This window comes from Pedobacter sp. AJM, assembly GCF_002197755.1.
Lineage (GTDB): Bacteria > Bacteroidota > Bacteroidia > Sphingobacteriales > Sphingobacteriaceae > Pedobacter.
The window spans coordinates 415,050-435,896 of the sequence record NZ_NHOT01000003.1 but is presented as its reverse complement, the minus strand read 5'-3'; the positions used below and the strand labels follow the sequence as shown (position 1 = coordinate 435,896).

Here is a 20,847-nt window from a genome sequence, read left to right as displayed (position 1 = left end):
TAACGGTGAAATATAAACAAATGAATTTTTTCAAAGCCTTTGCTTTCAAGTTTAATGATGCCAATTTGAGGATAGGATTAACCACCTCACACTTTAGGCAAACCTCCAAAGGAGGGGAATTGCGATCGCCATAGAATTTCGAGAAATGGTTTTTTTAGGCCTTTCGCTTCAAGGGGAAAAGTGGGCTATAGGCGGATAGGGGGCATATCACCCCTCACCAAAAGCAAAAAGTCGTAGTGGAAGGCTACGACTTGTATTTTCTATTCAGGAAAATCAATTCCTATGCTGTGTTTTTGATATGTGATTATGCAAAATCAAGCCATAAACTGTCCATATGGTAATCACTAACCTCTACCACCTTATTGTTAAATCGGAGGGAAGTGATTAAACTCGCCACTTCCTGTTGCAGCATGATGATGCAATTCTCTACCAGTTCTTTTCTGAATCCTTTTTCTGCAAGCTCAATAACATAGCCTACACAAATGATTCTGGCTACGATTCTGCCGAGGTCAACCAGTTTTCTTTGCGCCAGTTGTTCATCTGGTGAGAACGAAAGTTCTGCTTTGAAATAATCAGTAGATTTTACTGTTAGTGGAAATTCTTTCAGGTACTGATAAAGCTGAGGCTGTTTTTGCTTTTTCATGCCTTTGATAATCATTTCGCCAATTTGTGCGTAAAGCATTTCATTGGAACCTTCAAAGATCTGGAAAGGGCGGCTATCCATAATTCCTCTTCCACCGATGTGGCTGGTGCGATAACCTTTTGCACCGGATAACTGCACCAATAATTGTGCACTTTCCTGCATCAAATCGGTTACTACAGTTTTCATGGTATTGGCTTCTAATCCTTCGGTAGCTAAATTGTTTTCTATACCACTAATGGCTGAACTCTTAGCACACATGGCAGAACAAATGGTATAAGCTGCCTGCAACCTGGAAATCTGAAACTTCACATTATCCATGCCAAGCAAATTACCCACACCAACCTTTCGGTTATCACATTGGTGATAAGCTTCATCCAGCATGCGTTTAATAAAGCCCATTCCCATTCCTGGAAACTGCATTCTGCTTCGGTGCAGAATATCCAGCATCATTTTAATGCCTGTCGTTTCAGGTTTAAGCCTTTGGTTTTTAGGTACGGTAAGGTCCAGTTGGTTCAATCCATAAGGAATCAGATATAAACCGGCATTATCATAATATTCTTCTACATGAATCTGTTGTGCTGCAATAGCATCCTCACATACAAAAAAATCGATATCCCGTGCTAATGAACCGTCGGCACCTTCGTTTCTGGCTGCTACAATCCAGTAATTGGCCATTCCGGTAAGTCCCTGCCAATGTTTTGTCCCTTTAATTTTATAACCGCTTTCAGTTTCTTTACTCGTAGTGCGCATATTCAATGCATCACTTCCAAAATTAGGTTCAGTGATCATTAAACCACCCATGTTTTGTGCTTTCAAAAACTTATCGAATATTCCCTTTTTTATCTCATCATCCCCATATTTGGCCACAGGTTCTAAAAATAAGGCGATATTGATTCCAAAAGTTAAAGAAAGTGATAGTGATTCATAGGAAGCTGCAGACAGGATGCCGAGACATTCTTTAACCTTACATCCTCTGCCTCCAAATGCTGATGGAACGGCTACTGATAAAGGAACATGATCCATGATTTCTGTCAGCAATTCCGGAGGAAGGCCTCTTTGCAGACTTAGCTGATCAATATTATGTTTTTCCTGAAAGAGATGTTTTAGATTTTGTTCAAATGTTTTTAAAAATTCCGGAAACTCCTGGTTAAAATTATTCATTATTTATGCTTCGTTAAGCTCATTTATAGATGTTATAACAGATTTACTCTTATTAATATATCCGTTATCTTTCAGGTTCATTATTATTTGCTAATCATTACTTAGCCCGGGCTTAGCCATTGAAGGGCAATGTAGTTAAATAAGTTTTACATATCTTAATATAATTGAAGTAAAAATCTATCAAAAATGCTGATAATTATTTAGAATCTTTCTAATTAAATAGGTTTTTATCAAATTATAAATGTCTGTAAGATTAATGATATACGTTCGCACGGTACAAATAGTTTTAATTTTTAACCATGCTGCCTTTGTGGTAACCTTTGAAGGGGGGAAATGCCAATCTGATTTCGCTGCTTAAGCATGTTGGCCGAATACCTGTAATGAAGAAAATCAATCATCATCTAACGCATGTTATTTCCAGCTTTCTATCTTAAGTTCATCGCCAACATGAATGATGCCGGTACCTTTATGGAGGAGGTTTTGGCCAAACATGATTTTTTGATTGAATGTTCGATAACCAGCCAATGTTTTTAATGGTTCTTTTCCCTGAATTCCGGTTTCCTGGTTGACGGTAATCAACACACACCTGGCACAGGGTTTTACGGCTGTGAAAAGCACATTACCCAAAGAAAAAGTTTTAAAATCATCTTCTATATGCGCTTTGCCACCTGAAAAAACCAGGTTTGGTCTGAAGCGATTCATCTTGACCGGTTCCGTTAATTTTTCATTCAGTGCATCCAATGAAGACTGGCCAATAAGGAGGCTAGGGTAACCATCTGAAAAACTTTTAACCTCTCCGTTTGCAGCATACCTTGGATCTACCAGGATCTTATCATCTTCAGACATCCGCACCAATCTGACCTCAAATTGCAGGTACGCCGTAAACCAGTCATTAACAGATTTGCTCACCTCTAAACCAACTGCAGCGTCATCCCAAACCCTTACTTCGATACGCTTACCGGTAGTTTCATCCAGTTGAAAAGAGATCTTAAGGTTCTCCTTCAGTTTATGGCTGACATATAGCCGATCATCTTCGATATGCACCTGCAACAGCGATAGCAGTGTATGTTTGCGTTGGGTAACAAAGGTTCCTTCATGATCAACTAACATCCAGCGCCTGTCGTACTGAAGCCCCTCATCTTCCATTAAAGCTTGTGCCACCCTGATTCCGCCAAGTGATTTTATGGGGTAAATATAGATGTCGGTCAGCTGAAATGGATTCATCCGATAAATATAATGAAATAACCTGCCTGCTTTTTAAACTGGGATAAAAAAAATCCGCTCATCGTTTCTAATGCTTGATGCAGAAGTTTTTTATCCTTTTACCACAGGTTAATTTAAGCGGACATCCTGCCTGGTTCCGGCCTTATAATAAAGTTCTGCAAGCGTTTTCTGATAACCCGAAATCATACTTTCCTGTTTAATTTTCATGTCGATTAACTTCGTTTCTCGGCTGTTGATTAAAAAAAGTGTACTTTCTCCAAGGTTAAATTTTTGGTTTTCACCTGTTACGAGTATTTGCTGATTCTGCACACTTTTAATCTGAACAGCCAGTTGCGCAGCATAGGCTGATAAATCATTATATGCTGCATTGATGTCATTTCTGATGGTTCTTCCATATTGCTGAATATCATAGTTGAGTTCCTGCTGTTTAATTTTTACTTCCCTGAGCTTACCCCGTTCAGACCGGAGGAAAAGCGGAAAGGAAAATTCTATCCCAACTTTGTAATTGCTCCAGTTAAAATCATAATCGCCAGGAATAAAACTGTTAAAATCAGTCCTGTTCGAAAGCAGATTCCCGGTAACATTTAGTTTGGGCTTTAAAAGTTCCTGCCGGTAGCTCCGTTCAACTGCCAGTTGCTCGCCTTTGCTTCTTAGTTTTAACAGTTCGGGGTGCTGGCTGGCGGCCTGACCAAGCAGTGTATCCAAAACCAGCGGGTTAGGTTTCGCTGCAGCCGGATTAACCTGTTGGGGTACTGCATCAGCAGGCAGTTCCAGTGGATTGCTATCTTCACTCCAGAGGTGATTGGATAACACCAGCTGTGCATTTTGCAGCTCAATTTTCATTTTTTCCTTTTGAATAATCCTTTCCTGTACGGTAATATAAGCCTCCACCGAATCAATTGCCGGTTTATCACCAATGATGGTTTGCCTGCTCATGGCCGTAAATCTTCGCTGAGCCAGTTCTACGCCTTCGGTAATTAAATTAAATTGCTTATAGGTATAATACCAGTTCCAGTAATCTTTTACTGCACTATACCATACGGCGTTAATCTGTTTCAGCTGTTCTGCTTCTGCATATTGCACCATAATTTTTGATTGACGGAGGGTATTTCTGCGGGCATCAATCACCAATCCCTGTCCTAAAGGAATACTCAGCCCTATGGCAGATAAACCCTGCGAATTGGTACGGCCTTCCGAATTCACATAGGTGCCCACATTGCGATCATAGCCAATTTTTAAATCGGCACCAGCCAGCCAGAGCGGTATTTTCAGTTCACTGTTCCATTTATTATAATATTCAGTGTTACCAAAAAGTTTCCTGGCGAAACCGGCTTTAAGTGCAGGATCAAAATAGCCAAGCGACTGTAATACATTCGCCCGTGCCGATTCGCTAAGCAAAGCAGCTTGCTTAACAATGGGATGATACCTGAACACCAGCATCTGGAGGTCGTCAACTGAAAAAACTTTGGTGCTGTCTGCTTCAGCCCTAACTATAGCGGCACTTTGTGCCAGTGCAGGTTGTGCTGTAAACAGTGAGCGCAAGAGCATTAAAATAATCAGGCATGCTTTAAAATCATTTTTCATATTAGTCTTCACCGTTATGTTTTTTCTTTACTACTTGCTGAAGGCTCTTTTTCCAGACTTGGCGGGAAACCGTTAAGCTGCCGCCAGATCTCGTACCACAGCGGTACTGATCTTAAAATAATACGTCCATAAACGCCAGAACCCTGGCGAAGTTGTACCGGCCATGGTTCATCTTTTGACGGAACGGGATTGGTTTGACTAATCAATAAGCGATATTTTCCGCCGGTGCTGCTCACCCGGTCAATGGAAGAAACTTTTCCGGCAAAGGTACCTACGGCAACTGATGGCCAGCCAGAAAACTGAACCGATGGCCAGCCTTCAAATTGTAAACGGACATCGCTGGTGTCTAAAATCAGAGGTACATCCATGGCACTCACATAAAGTTCTGCCGCCACTAAAGGTGATTTTGGTTGTAATGTGGCTACAGATTCACCTTCTTTAATGTTTTCCCCAATCCCTGCTTTAAGGGTTTTTACCACAAAGCCACTCTGTGGCGCCCTTACCACGTATAAGCCACGGCGAATGCTGATGTTGGAAATGTCGTTTCTTAATTTTGCAATATCGCCCTGTGCACTGGCCCTGCTGGAAACGGCAGAGCTCATATCAGACTGTGCTTTTGCCATTGATTCCTGATATTTTGCCCGGATATTATCCAATTCGATGCTGGCATTAAGCAGGTTTTGAGTGGAATTGCTCAGTTTATTTTGCTGACCGATTACTTTTGCATTATCCTCCTGCAGCTTCAGTCTGCGGGTTTCGATATCAGTAAGCGAAAAAAGTCCGTTTTTGTAACCGGTTTCGTAGCGTTCCAGCCTGGTTCTGGTGGTTTCATAAAATTTCTGAACGGCCAATAATTCTGCGCTGTCAATGCTGACGTAATTTCTGGCCTGGCGTACTTTATTTTCTGCAGCCTTCATTTGAAATTGTAAACCATCATTCATGGCCCGCATCTGGCTCTTGGTGGCGTCTATCTTTTGCAATGCAGCGGTTTCACTTCCACGTTTCGCATCCAGCTGCTCATTTAAGCGGGTAGGAAGTTCAGGATCAAAATATGATTGGCTGGTTTCTGAAATCACCAGGATGGTATCACCTTTTTGTACTTCCTGTCCTTCACGTACAGCCCAGTGTTCTATCCTTCCACCAATCTGGTTTTGAACAGTTTGCGGCCGGTCTTCCGGACGGAGCGCAGTAACCGTACCCCGGCCCGGAATGGTTTGCCGAAAAGGCAGGAAAAGTAAAATGGCGAAGAAAATAAATATAAAGAGGAGTACCCTGCCCAGTAGTTTTGGCCCTTTCGCATCCAGAATTTTACGGTTGGTATGAACGGATAATTTCTGCCAGTTTTTAAGTTGTGCAAGGTTGTTGCTCATTTTACCCATGACTTAAATCTCCTTCCTCCAGTTCAAGATCAGTAACCACGGCAAGCTTTTCACTGCCGGTTACCATATCAAACACGGTGTTTAAATTGGTCATTAACTTTTCTATGGCATAGCTGATCTGAACGATAATTACTTCTGCCGCAACAAACTGGCCGAAAGTCATTTGCCTTTCAACTACAAAATATGATCCCAAAAGCAGCAATGAACCCATTAAAATGGTACGCATGGCTACTGCACTGATGAAAAACTTCTTTAAAACACTAAAGTGATCATTTCTGGCCTGGATATAATTGGCTGTAATCTCATCTGTTCTGTTGATGATTTCTTTCCTTTTATCAGCACTGTTTCTGTAGGTATCTAAATCAGCAGCAATCTCTTCCAGGTAACCGGCTACTTCATATTTATATTCTGACTCCTCAATGCTGGTTTGAACACCCCGGCGATAATACAAAATGAGTACGAGGATGATTACAATGAGGACGAACATGCCAAATGCCATAAAAACCGGATGATAGAAAGATAGCAGAATGACGCTAAAAAAAATCTGTACGGCAGCAGCAACTACATCAACCAGTAATTTGGTAAGCCCTTTTTGAATGGTTAAAATGTCGAAAAAACGGTTAATCAGTTCTGAAGGATTTTCACCTTCCAGTGCTTTCTTTTTAATGCGGGGTAAGCGAAAGGCAAATTCTATCGCCGTTCTGGCAAAAATTTTCTGCTCAATCACCTCCACTAATGTTAGCTGACCAATGAGCAGGAGCCCTCCCACCACTATACCCGCTAAAATAACAGCAATGAGAATATAGGTGGAACTGTACATGGCCCCATTTGATAACAAATTGAAAACGGCACTGGTGCCCAGTGGCAGAGACAGGCCAATGAGGCCAATCAACATGGCATATATGTAAATATAATTGATGGTACTGCGTTCGTAGTACAACAGGCGTATAAGTCTTTGCCAGGGCGTAGGCATACCGGCAACATGATGATTTTTCATGGATATTTTACTTAAAGGATAAACTATGGGAGATTGCAGGTAAATCATACCGGCGATAAAAGCACATCATCCTGATCTGACAATCGAAAATGCATAAACTTACGCGTTAAATCAGTCTGGCTGATTTTCAGATCAAAGTAATGACGTTACCTAAGAAAAATGATCAGGCGGAGGCGTAGGCACGGTTTTGGGCGGATGGGTACCCATTTGTAAATAATAAGCTTGTTCAGGCTGCGGAGTATGAAGGCTCAGAAACAAATGACCTGTATCCAGCATGGAAGATTCGTAAATCAGAAGTTTCTTCTTGTTTTTCTCGAAAGCTTCACCCTCTTTGTCTTTATTCTCTTCTGCATTTTTTTCTATTGAGTAGGCATCCGCAGAGACTGAGAAGCAGGAAATGGAGAACGCACAAACTTTAAGCAGCAAAACACTTAATAGCGTTAAGGCAAAAAATCGTTTGAGCAAGTTATTTCTTAATCCTTCCATTTTTAGAGATGCAAATATATGTGCTTTCTAATTTTATGAAGTCAGCAGGTTATTATTTTTGCTCATAATAACGTCAAATTAATGAAAATCCAGATGAGATCGGAGCAATTTTTTTTTGTCATTTCAATTCATTAGGTCATAATGATGTGCTTATTTAAGTTATGATCTGCATGCGGTAATTAAATATCATGCATTTAACTTTATATTCGTAAATTATTTGATGGCTCTTATTTTACATTAAAATTTTAGATTTTAGATTATCACAATGAAATTGATAAGAACAGTCATCTTATGCTGCTTTCTTTTTTCCAACTATAATAGTGCTTTCGCTCAGTATATGAATGCTTCGGCCATCACGAAGCAAAATAAGAGCGAGATGAAAACCTATGGTACAAATGATGGCCTGCCTTCAAAAAATACCACGGCAACCCTTCGTGATCGACGTGGATTTATCTGGGTAGGTACCGAAAACGGATTGTGCCGCTTTGATGGTTACACTTTTAAAGTGTTTGCCAACCATGCCGGCGATAGTACATCTATTTCTAATAATTTTATCAATGCCATTGTAGAAGATCATCAGGGCAAAATCTGGGTAGCCACGATGGATGGCCTGAACTTGTTAGATCCACTTAATGAAACTTTTACGCGTTTTCTGCACCATGATCATAATATCCGTTCTTTAAGCCATAATAAAGTATGGTCCATATTATGTGATAAAAAGGGCCAGATGTGGTTCGGTACAGATGATGGTTTCAATCAGTATGTGGCTTCGAAAAAGGATTTTATCGTTTATAAGCCCAATCCGGCATCTGAAAAAAGTATGAAGGGAAAATCTGTAAACGCCATCATAGAAGATATAAATGGTGATTTATGGCTGGGCAACTGGAGTGCAGGCTTGAATCGATTTGATAAAAAAAAGAAAGCATTCACCAATTATGCTCAAAATCAGAAGTCCGGAGCTAAAAATCCGAACGATGTTTGGGCCTTAGCTTATGCAACCGACGGTCATATCTGGGTGGGTACCTATTGGGACGGTCTTTTTAATTTCAATCCGGAAACAGGTCAGTTTACTAAAGTACAAATCCCGGATCGGGATAATTATTCCGTTTTCAGCGTGATGCCTCTTGGTCAGGACCTCTTGCTGGTGGGTGGAAATAATGGATTCTACTGGTATCATACCCTGTCGAAACGCTGGGAGAAAATTAATGATGTACCAAATTATTCTTATGGCGATTCTTATCAGGATCGTGATGGCATCATCTGGCTCAATGGGCGCAACGGCCTTAGAAAAATAGATCATCAGCAATATAAATTTAAAATTAATTTACTTCCTCTGGGGAATCGTGATGTTAAGAGTATTGCTATCCGTGATGGTGTGATGTGGCTGGGCACCAATAACGGGCTTTTCGCAGTTGATCAGCAAACTGGGGGGATTAAAACCTTTGTAAAAAGTGACCATCCCAATAGTCTCACCAGCAACGAAATCCTGAAGCTATACTTTGATGGCAAAGGGATTTTATGGGTACTGACTGAAAATGGTTTCGACAGTTATGATCCGAAGCACAATACTTTTACGCATCATTTTCATCATTCAGCGATTGGGAATTTGTTTAATGAAGATGTATTCAGAGATATTCTGGAAGTGGAAGACGGGGTTTATATTTTGGCTACCGATGCCGGAATCAAGATTTATGATCGTCGTAAAAACACATTTGAACATTATTACAATCAGCCTAAAAATCCTTATTCCATCAACAATAATCATACCTATACGCTTTGTAAGGCACCTGATGGCGAAATCTGGATTGGAACCTATGGTGGTGGCGTTAATGTTTTTAACCTGCGTACCAAGCATTTTCGCGCACTGGAAACCTTAAACGGCAATGGTAAGGGGTTAAGCAGCAACATCATCAAAGCCATCCATGCCGATTCCAGAAAAAACATGTGGGTGTGTACGCAGGATGGTTTGAATAAGTTTTCGCCAAAGCGCAATGGTATTGAAGTGTACACCAAAGCCAATGGATTTGCGAGCAATGTTTTTAATGACATTACAGAAGATACGGATGGTAAAATTTGGGTGCTTACCGAAAATGGAATTTCGAGTTTAGATCCTTTGAGCAAAAAAGTAAGGAACTTTGATGAGGCGGATGGCGTTTTGGTAAATTCCACCATTAAAAACCAGGGTTCTTCTATTTTTGTTGCCGGTAACAAAGGCTATTTTTCCTTTAACCCGAAGCAAATCCGATTCAACCATGTGGCTCCACCCGTTTACCTCACCGATTTCCAGATATTTAATAAATCGGTGCTTCCGGGCGCAGAAAGTCCTTTAAACGAGAACCTGAATGTGGCAAAAGAAATTACCCTCAACTATGATCAGAGTGTTTTTTCTTTAGAATTTGTTGCCCTTAACTATGCCTATTCCTGGAAAAATGAATACGCATATCGATTGGTGGGTTTTGATCAAAAATGGAATTATGTAGGTCACCAGCGAAAAGCCACCTATACCAACCTAAACCCGGGCACATACCGTTTTGAGGTGAAAGCATCTAACAATGACGGGGTTTGGAATAATAAAGGTTATTCCATTACGATTAAGATTAATCCGCCCTGGTACCTTACCTGGTGGGCTTTTTTGCTGTATGCCGGACTAATCGGATTGAGTGTGTATGGCTTTATTGCTTACCGGAAAAAACAGGAAAAACTGAGGTATGAAATCAAAATTGCACATATTGAAAGTGAAAAGGAAAAGGAGCTGAATGAGCGTAAATTGTCTTTTTTTACCAATATATCACACGAATTTAGAACGCCGCTAACCTTAATCATTAACCCGGTGAAAGAATTGCTTTATCAGGATAACCAAAATATTGATACCAGCAGCATGAATATTGTGTACAGAAATGCCAAGCGTTTATTAAGCCTGGTTGATCAGTTATTGCTGTTTAGAAAGGCTGATGCGCAGGGTGATACTTTAAAAGTATCTCATTTAAACCTCACAGGCCTGCTGAAAGAAGTTTTTCTATGTTTTTCTCATCAGGCACGTACAAAAAATATTCAGTATGAATTTATAGCAGCTTCTGAAATAACAGAAATTTTTGCTGACCGGGAAAAACTGGAAATTGCCATTTTCAACTTATTATCAAATGCCTTCAAATTTACGCCTGATGGCGGACGTATCACAGTATCACTGTATGAAGCAGATCAGCATGTTGATATTTTAATTATGGATTCTGGTTGTGGCATCGCAGAAGATTCAACAGAGAAAATTTTTAACAGGTTTTACCAGGAGCCTGATAAAAAACACTCTTTAGGAAGCGGATTTGGAATTGGCTTGTACCTGGTTAAGAATTTTATAGACATGCATGGCGGAACCATTTCCTGTCAGAATAATGAAGGGGAGGGCACTTCATTTCACCTGAAATTATTAAAAGGGAATGAACATATTAATCCTGTGTCCATTGTTCCGGACCGGCAGGAAAGCTCTCTGATCCTGAAAGAACTTAGTCAGGATGATCTGATCCCGGAGCCGGTCAGAAAGAAAGATGTGGTTTTAAGTGATATGATTATACAGGAGAAGAAATCTATTCTGATTGTAGACGATAATGAAGAAATCGCGCATTACCTCAGCCAGGTTTTTTCAGAACAATATCAAATTTATCAGGCCCATGATGGCGAAAGCGGTTTAGCTATTATCCGTGGGTTTCTTCCGGATATCGTAATCAGTGATGTGATGATGCAGGGTATGGGTGGAATAGAACTCTGTAGTATTGTAAAGGAAGATGAATCTATTTGCCATATCCCCATTATCTTACTCACCGCCAGTACATCGGCAGAAATTAAACTGAAGGGTGTAGAGATTGGTGCTGATGATTATATCAGTAAACCTTTTGATAAGGAATTGCTCATGGCCAGGGTTGCCGGGATTCTAAAAAGTAAAAATAGTTTGCAAAAATACTTTTATAGCGAGATTACACTAAACCCAAGCAGTTCCAAGATCTCTGCCGAATACAAGGATTTTCTAAAAAACTGCATCAGTATCGTGGAACGTCATATAGAAGATCCGAACTTTAACATCAAGATGCTGGCAGATGAAATTGGCATGTCGAGGGCTAACCTGTTCAATAAGATTAAATCTGTTTCAGGGCATTCATCCAGTAGTTTTATTCGTTTCATCCGGTTAAGGAAGGCTGCTGAAATTTTCATCAGTACAGATAAAACCATACTTGAAACGATGTATACCGTTGGGATGAGTGATATCAAATATTTCAGGGAACAGTTTAAAAAAGTATTCGAAATGAATCCATCAGATTACATTAAAAAATACCGGAAGAATTTTTCCAATAATAAGTCCATCAGCCCGGGTTTAAAAAAAATAAAAACCTAGTATTCAGGAATGTTGAGCATTTTGGAAGCGCCAATTACCAAAACGCTTCGTCAAGCTAACACTATTCCATAAGATGTATCATACGATAGTTTAAAGGAGGGGAATGGCGGTAGTAATTCCTCTCTTTTAGATAGGTAGCACAGACTGGTGGTGTAAAAATCAATTTATAATTATCGGATTTTGGTTAGTAAAAGATTCTGGTTTCTACATCTTAATACGCACCGCATTTCAAAAAAATGGCAGATACAAAAGCGTTCAATTTATATTCCCTAAACTAATTTTGCGTCAAAAGGGCTGTTTCCTCTCTATCGGTTGTTTTTTCCCCCTCTAATATTAGCTGTTTACCCCCTTTGTGTTCGCTTGATTTGGTAGAATTTAGCAGCGTTTTCAAATGAATTCCCAACTCGCAAAACAATTATGCGAAGTGAACGAAAGCGTTCGAAAGAAAGTGGTAATTATAAATAACCAAATTAAACCAACATGAGAAAAGTTTTACGGCGCAAAGCTGTTCTGTTTTGTCGTAGTGCAAAACAAACGCTATTCATTGTATCCCTCAGTAGTGTGTCCTTGCTGTCTGCACAAATGGCAATGGCAACCTCACTTTCAGGCACTACAAATCCAGTATCAGTTAGAGATGAAATTACAGTAAGTGGTACTGTTTACGATGAAAAAGGTGGGGTATTACCCGGAGTAAGTGTATCCGTTAAGGGCACCTCAATTGTTACTGTCAGTAATGCCGATGGTAAATATTCCATAAAAGTTCCAAATGATAATGCAGTACTGGTATTCACTTATGTAGGGTATAACAAACAGGAAGTGCTTACAAAAGGCAAAACCACCGTAAATACACAACTTACGGCCAATGCACAATCACTTAATGAGTTGGTCGTGGTAGGTTATGGTACACAAAAAAAATCAACACTTGCCGGCTCAGTTGCTGTAGTTAAAGGTAGTGATCTGGTAAAAAGTCCACAGCCCAATCTTTCCAACTCATTGGCAGGTCGGGTTTCAGGCGTGGTGATCAATAACCGCGGTGGTGAACCAGGTTATGATGGATCGAAGATTTTAATCCGTGGTTTAGGAACCACCACCAACTCCGATGTATTGGTTGTGGTAGATGGAATTCCAGGCCAGTTAGGCGGTTTGGAAAGGATTGACCCTAATGATGTGGAAAGTATTTCGGTACTGAAAGATGCATCGGCAGCGGTTTATGGTAACCGTGCAGCGAATGGTGTAATCTTAATTACCACCAAGAAAGGTAAAATTGGTAAGCCCACAGTAAACTATAGTTTCAATCAGGGTTTCAGTATGCCTACACGCCTGCCGAAAATGGCTGATGCAGCAACGTATGCACAGATCATGAATGAAATCAATTATGATTCCAATCCGGGTGGTGGTCTTAATCAGTCTTACACGGCTGATCAGATTCAGAAATTCAGAGATGGTTCCGATCCATTGTTATATCCAAATACCGACTGGACCAAACAAACATTGAAAAGTGTAGCACTTCAAAATCAGCACAGCCTTTCGGTTAGCGGTGGTACCGAAGATGTAAAATATTTCGTTTCCCTGGGGAAAATTTACCAGGATGCGATTTATAAAGATGGTGCAACCAAATATCAGCAATACAACTTCAGAACAAATATTGATGCCAATATTTCCAAAAGGTTAAAAATCGGATTAGGCGTTTCAGGAAGGGAAGAAGATCGTGTGTTCCCGATTTCAGGTGCAGGTGATATTTTCAGATCAGTGTATCGTGCAAAACCAATTGTAGCCGCTTACTATCCAAATGGTTTGCCTACAACAGGAATTGAAAATAGCAACCCTGCCGTTCAGGTGACTGATTTAGGTGGAATAGCCAAAAACCCAACACAGGTAATCAATGCCATTTTAAGAGGTAGCTACCAGATTCCGGGTGTGGAAGGACTTTCGGTAGATGGTTTTTTCTCGGTTGACAAAACATTTAGCTTTAAAAAAAATTTCAATAAACCTTACAACCTGTATTCCTACGATCAATCTACCGGAATTTATAATACGGTAGTGGTAGGTGGAAGCGGCGGCAAGGCTACTTTATATGAGTCGCAGGCCAATACCAGCCTCATTACATCCAACGTTAAATTAAATTACGATAAGAAATTTGGGAAACATTCAATCAATGCTTTTGTAGCTTATGAACAGAGCAGACAGCGTTTTGAAACCTTTGATGCACAACGCTTAAATTACATTTCAACCAGTTTGCCTGAACTTTCACAAGGTGGTGCAGCTGCAACGGATTTAAGAAATTCGGGTAGCAGTACCGACTATCCAAGACAAAGTTATATTGGAAAAGTGACCTACAATTATGATGAAAAGTATATCATAGAAGGCCAGATGCGTGCTGATGGTTCTTCGCTCTTTCCGCAAAGTAAACGTTTCGGATATTTTCCGTCCATTTTAGGAGCCTGGAGAGTAAGCAAAGAAAAATGGTTCAGTGATAACGTTTCTTTTATTAATGATTTAAAAATCAGGGGTTCATATGGCTCATTGGGTAGTGATTTAATTTCACCATACCAATACTTTGATAATTACACATTAATCGGAAACGGCTTTGTTGCTTCAAACCCGGGTAGCGGTGTAAATGTCATTCAGCCAAATGTTAATTTGGTGAAACTGGCCAACCCGATAGTGGGCTGGGAGCGGGCCAATAAACTCGACATTGGTATTAATGCAACCTTCCTTAAAAATTTCACTTTAGAAGCCATTTATTTTAATCAGAAACGCAGTGATATTTTGTTAACCAGAAATGCTTCCATCCCGGGTACTTCAGGGATTGTGAATCCTTTTCCAGAGCCAAATAATAGTGCAGTATTTCCGTTAGTGCCATCAGAAAACATTGGTAAAATCAACAGTTCAGGTGTAGAGGCTTCATTGGGTTATAACCATTCAAGCGAAAACTTTAGCTGGGGAGCGACCGGAAATATTACCTATGCGAAAAGCAAAATCATCTTCATTGATGAAGCTTCAGGAACATTAGATTACCAACGTCAAACAGGTCGCCCGATTGGTAGTTACCTGTTGTTTAACTCACTTGGCATTTTCCGCACACAACAGGAATTAGATGCTTATCCACATGTTACAGGTGCCAAAGTAGGTGATTTAAAATATGAAGATTATAACGGTGATGGCGTAATCGATTTTAAAGACAGAACCAGAACTAAATACGGTAATGTACCGGAAATTACTTATGGATTAAACTTAACAGCATCTTATAAAAATTTCGACGTAGCCGTACTTTTTGCAGGGCAGTCTCGTGTAAGCCAGTATGTGTTGCCAGAATCAGGTAGCGTTGGAAACTTTTACAGCAGCTGGGCCGATAACCGTTTTAGCCCAAGTAATCCGAACGGAACTTTCCCAAGGGTAACCGAACGTGCTTCGAATGCCATTAGTGGTGGTGCTTTTCAAAATAATTTCTGGTTAAACAATGCATCATTTCTCAGATTAAAAAATATTGAACTGGGTTATAATTTCAATTCCAGCCTCTTATCTAAAATTAAAATCTCTGGTGTGAGGTTATATGCCAGTGCTTTCAACTTGTTCACCATCTCGAAAGTGAAAGATTATGATCCGGAAGGAGATAACGAAAGCGGACAATTTTATCCTCAGCAAAAAATTATTAACATAGGTGCAAACGTTAAATTTTAACATCATGAAATTATATAAACCATTATATTTTACCCTTGGTGCAGCATTACTGTTTGCATCATGCAAAAAAGATTTTTTAGAGATAACCCCAACTGCGGTTGTTGCCCCCGAAGTAGTTGAAAAGGACAGTACTATATTTGAAGCTTTCGTTCTTAACCGTTATGTAAGTCCAAGGCTTCAGGAAAAAGAAGGTGAAGGTTCCGGACCAGGTTTTGGCCGCGGTTTCGAATACAGTTTAATGAGTTCCAATACTGATGAATCACTCTATACCAATGATGATGGAACCTGGGCCATGCAACGCGGGCAGATCTCACCAGATAACCTGGGCAGCACAGCCTCCTTCTGGGCCAGAAGTTACCGCAGTATCCGCGAATGTAATTATGCGCTACAGATCTTATCAACCATTACGATGAGTGCAGGTCACAAAAGATTGTTAGAGGGTGAACTTAAATTTATCCGGGCTTACCGTTACCATGATATCATCCGTAATTATGGCAGAGCAGTTTTAATAGGTGATAAAGTAACGCAGTTGCAAGATAATTTACAGGATGATGCACTATTTAAAAGGGCTACCTTAAAAGAAAGCATCGACTATACAACGGCACAATTGGATCAGGCTGCTGCTTTACTCCCGGTTGATAATTCCGGAAACTGGTTACTGGGGCGTGCTACGAAAGGCGCAGCATTGGCCTTAAAATCAAGGTTAACCCTTTATGCTGCCAGTCCATTATACAATGCAGGCACCTGGGCTTCAGCTGTTACAGCTGCACAAGCGGTAATTAGCCTGAACAAATATGGCATTTACACCGGGGGCTATAATAAAATGTTCCTGCAAAATGAGACCAATGAAATGATTTTTGAAAGGCTCTATACCACTAACGCCAGACACGTGTGTTTAGAAATTGCAAACGGACCAAACGGGTACAATGCCTGGGGCGGCAATACTCCGATGCAAAACCTGGTTGATGATTATCAAACAACGAGTGGTAAAGCCATTACAGAAACAGGTTCGGGTTACGATCCAGCTAAACCTTACGCAAACAGAGATCCTAGATTTGGCTATACGGTTATTTATGATGGCGCAAGTTACCGCGGAAGAAACATGGAAGCTTTTGTTCCGGGTGGAAAAGACAGTAAAGATGGAAACTCCAACTGGAATACTTCTAAAACAGGCTATTACCTTAAAAAATTCATGAATGATGCCTTCCCGATTGATAACCCATGGGATGTAGCAGGTTTGCAACCCTGGATTTACATGCGCTATTCGGAAATCCTGTTAAATTTTGCAGAAGCGGCGAATGAAGCTTATGGCCCTGATGCGGTTCCTGCCGGATCATCAATGTCAGCCAGAGATGCGGTAAATATGATCAGATCCAGACCAGATGTAAACATGCCGGCACTGGCCAATGGTTTAAGTCAATCGCAAATGAGGGATGCTGTTCGTTATGAGCGCAGGGTAGAACTGGCTTTTGAAGAACACCGCTATTATGATGTGCGCCGTTGGAAAATTGCAAACATTGTAGAGAACAAAGCTGCCAATGGTATCATCATCACTAAAAATGGAAGCAGTTTAAGCTATGCGACTAAGGTGGCTTTAGATGGCAAAACTTTTCAGGATAAACAATACTGGTTACCTATTCCAAGAGCAGAAATTTTGTCTTCAAACGGAAAACTCGAACAAAACCCTGGTTACTAAAATTTTACACAGCGATCAATGTATCGCTGTGTTTTTCCATACTATTATAATAAATTGGAAGTGTAGATGGCAGCATTGTATAAAATCACTTTTGCTGCCATCTATACTCTTATTCAAATCTACCCATCATCATGAACTTGCTCCTCCAACAAAAGGCATTTGCTTTCCTACTGCTGCTGGGCATTACCGCTCCGGTAGTAAGCAGCGCCCAAAATCAACGTATCGTTAAAGCTAAATTTAATTTTAATCAGCCTGCCCAAATCATGGAAGGCTTCGGTGCCTCTGATGCCTGGACCTGCCAGTTTGCAGGTTTATGGCCCGATACCGAAAAAAATAAAATGGCTGATTTGCTTTTTAGTACACAAACAGATCAGGAAGGGAATCCGCGGGGAATAGGACTGAATTTCTGGCGTTTCGCCATAGGTGGGGGAAGTGCTGAACAAGGTCAGGCCAGCGGAATAAAAGATGAATGGAGAAGACAGGCTTCCTTTTTAACTTTAAATAAAACCTATAATGAAGATGCCATGCCCGGCCAGGTTTGGTTTATGAATGCTGCAAAAACAAGAGGCGTAAAACACTTTATTGGTTTTGTAAATAGTCCTCATGTTAATTTTACACGCAATCAAAAGGCATTTTCTGGTGATGGAAATAGTAACCTTGATTTCAGCAAAGCGGATGCTTTTACGCATGACCTTTCTAAAACCATTCAAATCCTCAAAAAGAAAACAGGTATCGAGCTGGATTACTTAAGTCCGATTAACGAACCGCAATGGAAATGGAATGAAGGTAACCAGGAGGGTTGTCCATATACCAACCGTGAAATATCTGTATTGGTTAAGAAACTGAGCAACACATTGGATCAGGCACATTTGAAAACAAAAATTCAGATTGCCGAAGCCGGTCAGCTGAATTACCTCACCAATCATCCTGATACAGCAAAAAGTAAACAGATCGAATATTTTTTTAATCGCAATTCTCCTGGCTACCTGGGAAATCTGAATCACCTGGACCAGAGTATTTCCGGACATAGCTATTTCACCACCAGCCCGGAACAAAAGGCTATAGCCCTCAGAAATTCAGTGAAGGATGAAGTCGCAAAATATGATCAGCTCAGATTCTGGATGTCAGAATATTGTGTACTAGGCGATAGTTCTTTAAAAGGAGAGGGGCGCGACCTGGGCATGACTACAGCTTTGTTTATTGCCAAACTGATCCATCATGATTTAACTTATGCCAACGCCACTTCATGGCAATGGTGGCTCGCCGTTTCAACAGGTGATTATAAAGATGGCCTTGTATATATAGACAAAAGCAAAACCGGCGGAAAGGTTTATGACAGCCAGACGCTTTGGGCATTAGGGAACTATAGCCGTTTTATAGCACCAGGTAGCTTAAGGGTAAATATGGATGTTTCGAATGATCAGGATTTTTATATTTCCGCTTATCTTAAAGATAATAAACTTATTACTGTAGCTGTAAATAATAGCGAGGAAGCCATTCACCTGGAGCTTTCAGGAATCCATCCGAAACAGAAAAACATCACCCTATATACCACTGCTGATGGGAAACACCTGAAGCGGTCAGTAGCGGATGCAGATCATTTAGATCTTCTTCCGAAATCCGTTACCACCATTATTGTCAACAAATAGAAACAAGAATATTCAGTGAGCTGATCCTAAATTTAAATACCATGATAAAACACAAGATACTTTTTTTTAATGCCATCATGCTGGCCATGATGCTTTTCGGATGTGGAAAGGCAAGTAATGAGCACTCTTTTACACTGGGAGACAGCACATTTATGCTGGATAATAAGCCCTTTCAAATCATCTCAGGAGAAATTCATTATCCCCGGGTACCACGTGAAGCCTGGCGTGCCAGGATGAAAATGGCCAAGGCAATGGGTTTAAATACCATTGGAACATATGTTTTCTGGAATTTACATGAGCCTGAAAAGGGCAAATTTGATTTTACAGGCAATCATGACATTGCAGAATTTGTAAAAATTGCAAAGGAAGAAGGGTTGTGGGTAATCCTCAGGCCAAGCCCTTATGTATGTGCCGAGTGGGAATTTGGCGGTTATCCATACTGGTTACAAAATGAAAAAGGACTTGAAGTAAGAAGCCGTGAAAAACAATACCTGGCAGAATACAAGAAATACATAGATGAAGTAGGTAAGCAGCTGGCACCACTTCAGATTAACCACGGTGGAAACATCATTATGGTTCAGGTAGAAAATGAATACGGTTCGTACGGAGCGGATAAGGTCTACCTGGAAATGAACCGGAAAATGTTTGTGGATGCAGGTTTTGATGGACTTTTATACACTTGTGATCCGGAAAAGGATATTGTAAAAGGACATTTAAAAGGTTTAATGCCGGCCATTAATGGTCAGGATAATCCGGTAAAAGTAAAACAAGCCATCCGCAGTCTGAATGATGGGAAAGGCCCGTTTTTCATAGCCGAATGGTACCCGGCATGGTTCGATTGGTGGGGCACACCGCACCATAAAGTTCCTGCAGAACAATATACCGGGAAGTTAGATACGGTATTATCCAATGGAATGTCAATCAACATGTATATGTTTCATGGTGGAAGTACGCGCGGTTTCATGAATGGCGCAAACTTCAGGGATACCATTCCGTTTGAACCGCAAATCAGCAGTTATGATTATGATGCACCACTGGATGAAGCTGGAAATGCCACGGATAAATTTATGAAGTTCAGGGCGGTGATTGAAAAGCATTTGCCAAAGGGACAAAAGTTGCCGGAAGTACCAAAAGCAAAACCTGCTGCGGCAATGGAGCCTATTCAGTTCACTAAAGAAATCAGTATTTTTGATTATATCGGAAAAGGAAAGCAAAGCCAGAATCCATTAACATTTGAAGACATGAATCAGGCATATGGCTACATGCTTTATAAAACTGAAATCAATGGAGGTAAAAAAGGTGAACTGAAAATTGATGGCCTCCGGGATTACGGCATCATCTTCATTGACGGCGTGCGCAAAGGTACGTTAGACAGAAGATTAGGACAGGAAAGCCTTACGCTGGATGTACCAGCCGGAAAACATCAGCTGGAAATATTTGTAGAAAATATGGGCAGAATTAACTTTGGCCCGAATTTGTTGAAAAACAAAAAAGGTATTGTTGGTCAGGTTTCTTTTGCTGGCACAGCACTTAAATCATGGACCATGTATTCATTACCTTTTGATCAGGTGGAAACCTCAAAAATGAATGCCGCAAAGGCCAGAAGCAATACGCCGGTATTAAAAACAGGATCATTTAAGGTTACAAGCCCTGAAGATACCTATCTTGATTTAAGGAAGTGGGGTAAAGGAGTGATTTGGGTAAACGGACATAACCTGGGTAAATACTGGGGTATTGGCCCTCAGCAAACCATTTATCTTCCGGCAGAATGGTTAAAGAAAGGAGATAATGAAATCATTATACTGGAGTTGAATAAACCTGAAAATAATCTGCTGACCAGTTTAGCGAAGCCCATCCTGGATCAGGTAAACGAGATAAAATAAATATTATTGATTGTATATAGCAATGCCCCCAAAAGTTAAACTCTTGATGGGGGCATTTTTATGATTAATCTTGAATGCACTCC

Annotated in this window: 11 protein-coding genes; 5 read left to right on the top strand and 6 right to left on the bottom strand. The window is 40.5% G+C overall.

Annotated features, from left to right (window positions below; genetic code table 11):
- Positions 1–304: 304 nt before the first annotated feature.
- The 6 genes from CBW18_RS07650 to CBW18_RS07625 form a co-directional block, all read right to left on the bottom strand.
- Positions 305–1,804: an acyl-CoA dehydrogenase family protein gene (locus CBW18_RS07650; protein ID WP_088300701.1), complete on the bottom strand. Its 1,500-nt coding sequence runs from the start codon at positions 1,802–1,804 to the stop codon at positions 305–307.
- A gap of 411 nt (positions 1,805–2,215) precedes the next feature.
- Positions 2,216–3,028 (bottom strand): MOSC domain-containing protein, encoded by an 813-nt coding sequence (locus CBW18_RS07645; RefSeq protein WP_088300699.1) that lies wholly within the window; start codon positions 3,026–3,028, stop codon positions 2,216–2,218.
- Between the two features lie 108 nt (positions 3,029–3,136).
- Positions 3,137–4,612, bottom strand: a complete 1,476-nt coding sequence (locus CBW18_RS07640; RefSeq protein WP_253248987.1) for a TolC family protein — start codon at positions 4,610–4,612, stop codon at positions 3,137–3,139.
- Between the two features lie 14 nt (positions 4,613–4,626).
- Entirely contained in the window at positions 4,627–5,982 is a 1,356-nt protein-coding gene (locus CBW18_RS07635) for an HlyD family secretion protein (protein ID WP_253248986.1), read from the bottom strand.
- A 1-nt stretch (position 5,983) separates the two neighbouring features.
- Positions 5,984–6,988, bottom strand: coding sequence for an ABC transporter transmembrane domain-containing protein (locus CBW18_RS07630; RefSeq protein WP_088301330.1), 1,005 nt, complete (start codon positions 6,986–6,988; stop codon positions 5,984–5,986).
- A gap of 150 nt (positions 6,989–7,138) precedes the next feature.
- Positions 7,139–7,474 carry a hypothetical protein gene (locus CBW18_RS07625; RefSeq protein WP_088300695.1) on the bottom strand — a complete coding sequence of 112 codons (336 nt, stop codon included), beginning with the start codon at positions 7,472–7,474 and terminating at the stop codon, positions 7,139–7,141.
- A 265-nt stretch (positions 7,475–7,739) separates the two neighbouring features.
- Between CBW18_RS07625 and CBW18_RS07620 the strand changes: the two genes are divergently transcribed.
- From CBW18_RS07620 to CBW18_RS07600, 5 genes are all read left to right on the top strand, one after another.
- Complete coding sequence (locus tag CBW18_RS07620) at positions 7,740–11,855, top strand: two-component regulator propeller domain-containing protein (protein WP_088300693.1); 4,116 nt, start codon at positions 7,740–7,742, stop codon at positions 11,853–11,855.
- 480 nt (positions 11,856–12,335) lie between these two features.
- Positions 12,336–15,536 (top strand): TonB-dependent receptor, encoded by a 3,201-nt coding sequence (locus CBW18_RS07615; RefSeq protein ID WP_088300692.1) that lies wholly within the window; start codon positions 12,336–12,338, stop codon positions 15,534–15,536.
- 4 nt (positions 15,537–15,540) lie between these two features.
- Positions 15,541–17,232 carry a RagB/SusD family nutrient uptake outer membrane protein gene (locus CBW18_RS07610; protein WP_088300690.1) on the top strand — a complete coding sequence of 564 codons (1,692 nt, stop codon included), beginning with the start codon at positions 15,541–15,543 and terminating at the stop codon, positions 17,230–17,232.
- A 131-nt stretch (positions 17,233–17,363) separates the two neighbouring features.
- Complete coding sequence (locus CBW18_RS07605; protein ID WP_088300689.1) at positions 17,364–18,881, top strand: glycoside hydrolase; 1,518 nt, start codon at positions 17,364–17,366, stop codon at positions 18,879–18,881.
- A 41-nt stretch (positions 18,882–18,922) separates the two neighbouring features.
- Positions 18,923–20,764, top strand: coding sequence for a beta-galactosidase family protein (locus CBW18_RS07600; protein ID WP_088300687.1), 1,842 nt, complete (start codon positions 18,923–18,925; stop codon positions 20,762–20,764).
- Positions 20,765–20,847 lie beyond the last annotated feature (83 nt).

Excerpts from the sequence above, each read along its gene's own strand:
- CBW18_RS07650 (WP_088300701.1), bottom strand. The coding sequence starts at position 1,804 with ATGAATAATTTTAACCAGGAGTTTCCGGAATTTTTAAAAACATTTGAA.
- CBW18_RS07645 (WP_088300699.1), bottom strand. The coding sequence starts at position 3,028 with ATGAATCCATTTCAGCTGACCGACATCTATATTTACCCCATAAAATCA.
- CBW18_RS07640 (WP_253248987.1), bottom strand. The coding sequence starts at position 4,612 with ATGAAAAATGATTTTAAAGCATGCCTGATTATTTTAATGCTCTTGCGC.
- CBW18_RS07635 (WP_253248986.1), bottom strand. The coding sequence starts at position 5,982 with ATGAGCAACAACCTTGCACAACTTAAAAACTGGCAGAAATTATCCGTT.
- CBW18_RS07630 (WP_088301330.1), bottom strand. The coding sequence starts at position 6,988 with ATGAAAAATCATCATGTTGCCGGTATGCCTACGCCCTGGCAAAGACTT.
- CBW18_RS07625 (WP_088300695.1), bottom strand. The coding sequence starts at position 7,474 with ATGGAAGGATTAAGAAATAACTTGCTCAAACGATTTTTTGCCTTAACG.
- CBW18_RS07620 (WP_088300693.1), top strand. The coding sequence starts at position 7,740 with ATGAAATTGATAAGAACAGTCATCTTATGCTGCTTTCTTTTTTCCAAC.
- CBW18_RS07615 (WP_088300692.1), top strand. The coding sequence starts at position 12,336 with ATGAGAAAAGTTTTACGGCGCAAAGCTGTTCTGTTTTGTCGTAGTGCA.
- CBW18_RS07610 (WP_088300690.1), top strand. The coding sequence starts at position 15,541 with ATGAAATTATATAAACCATTATATTTTACCCTTGGTGCAGCATTACTG.
- CBW18_RS07605 (WP_088300689.1), top strand. The coding sequence starts at position 17,364 with ATGAACTTGCTCCTCCAACAAAAGGCATTTGCTTTCCTACTGCTGCTG.
- CBW18_RS07600 (WP_088300687.1), top strand. The coding sequence starts at position 18,923 with ATGATAAAACACAAGATACTTTTTTTTAATGCCATCATGCTGGCCATG.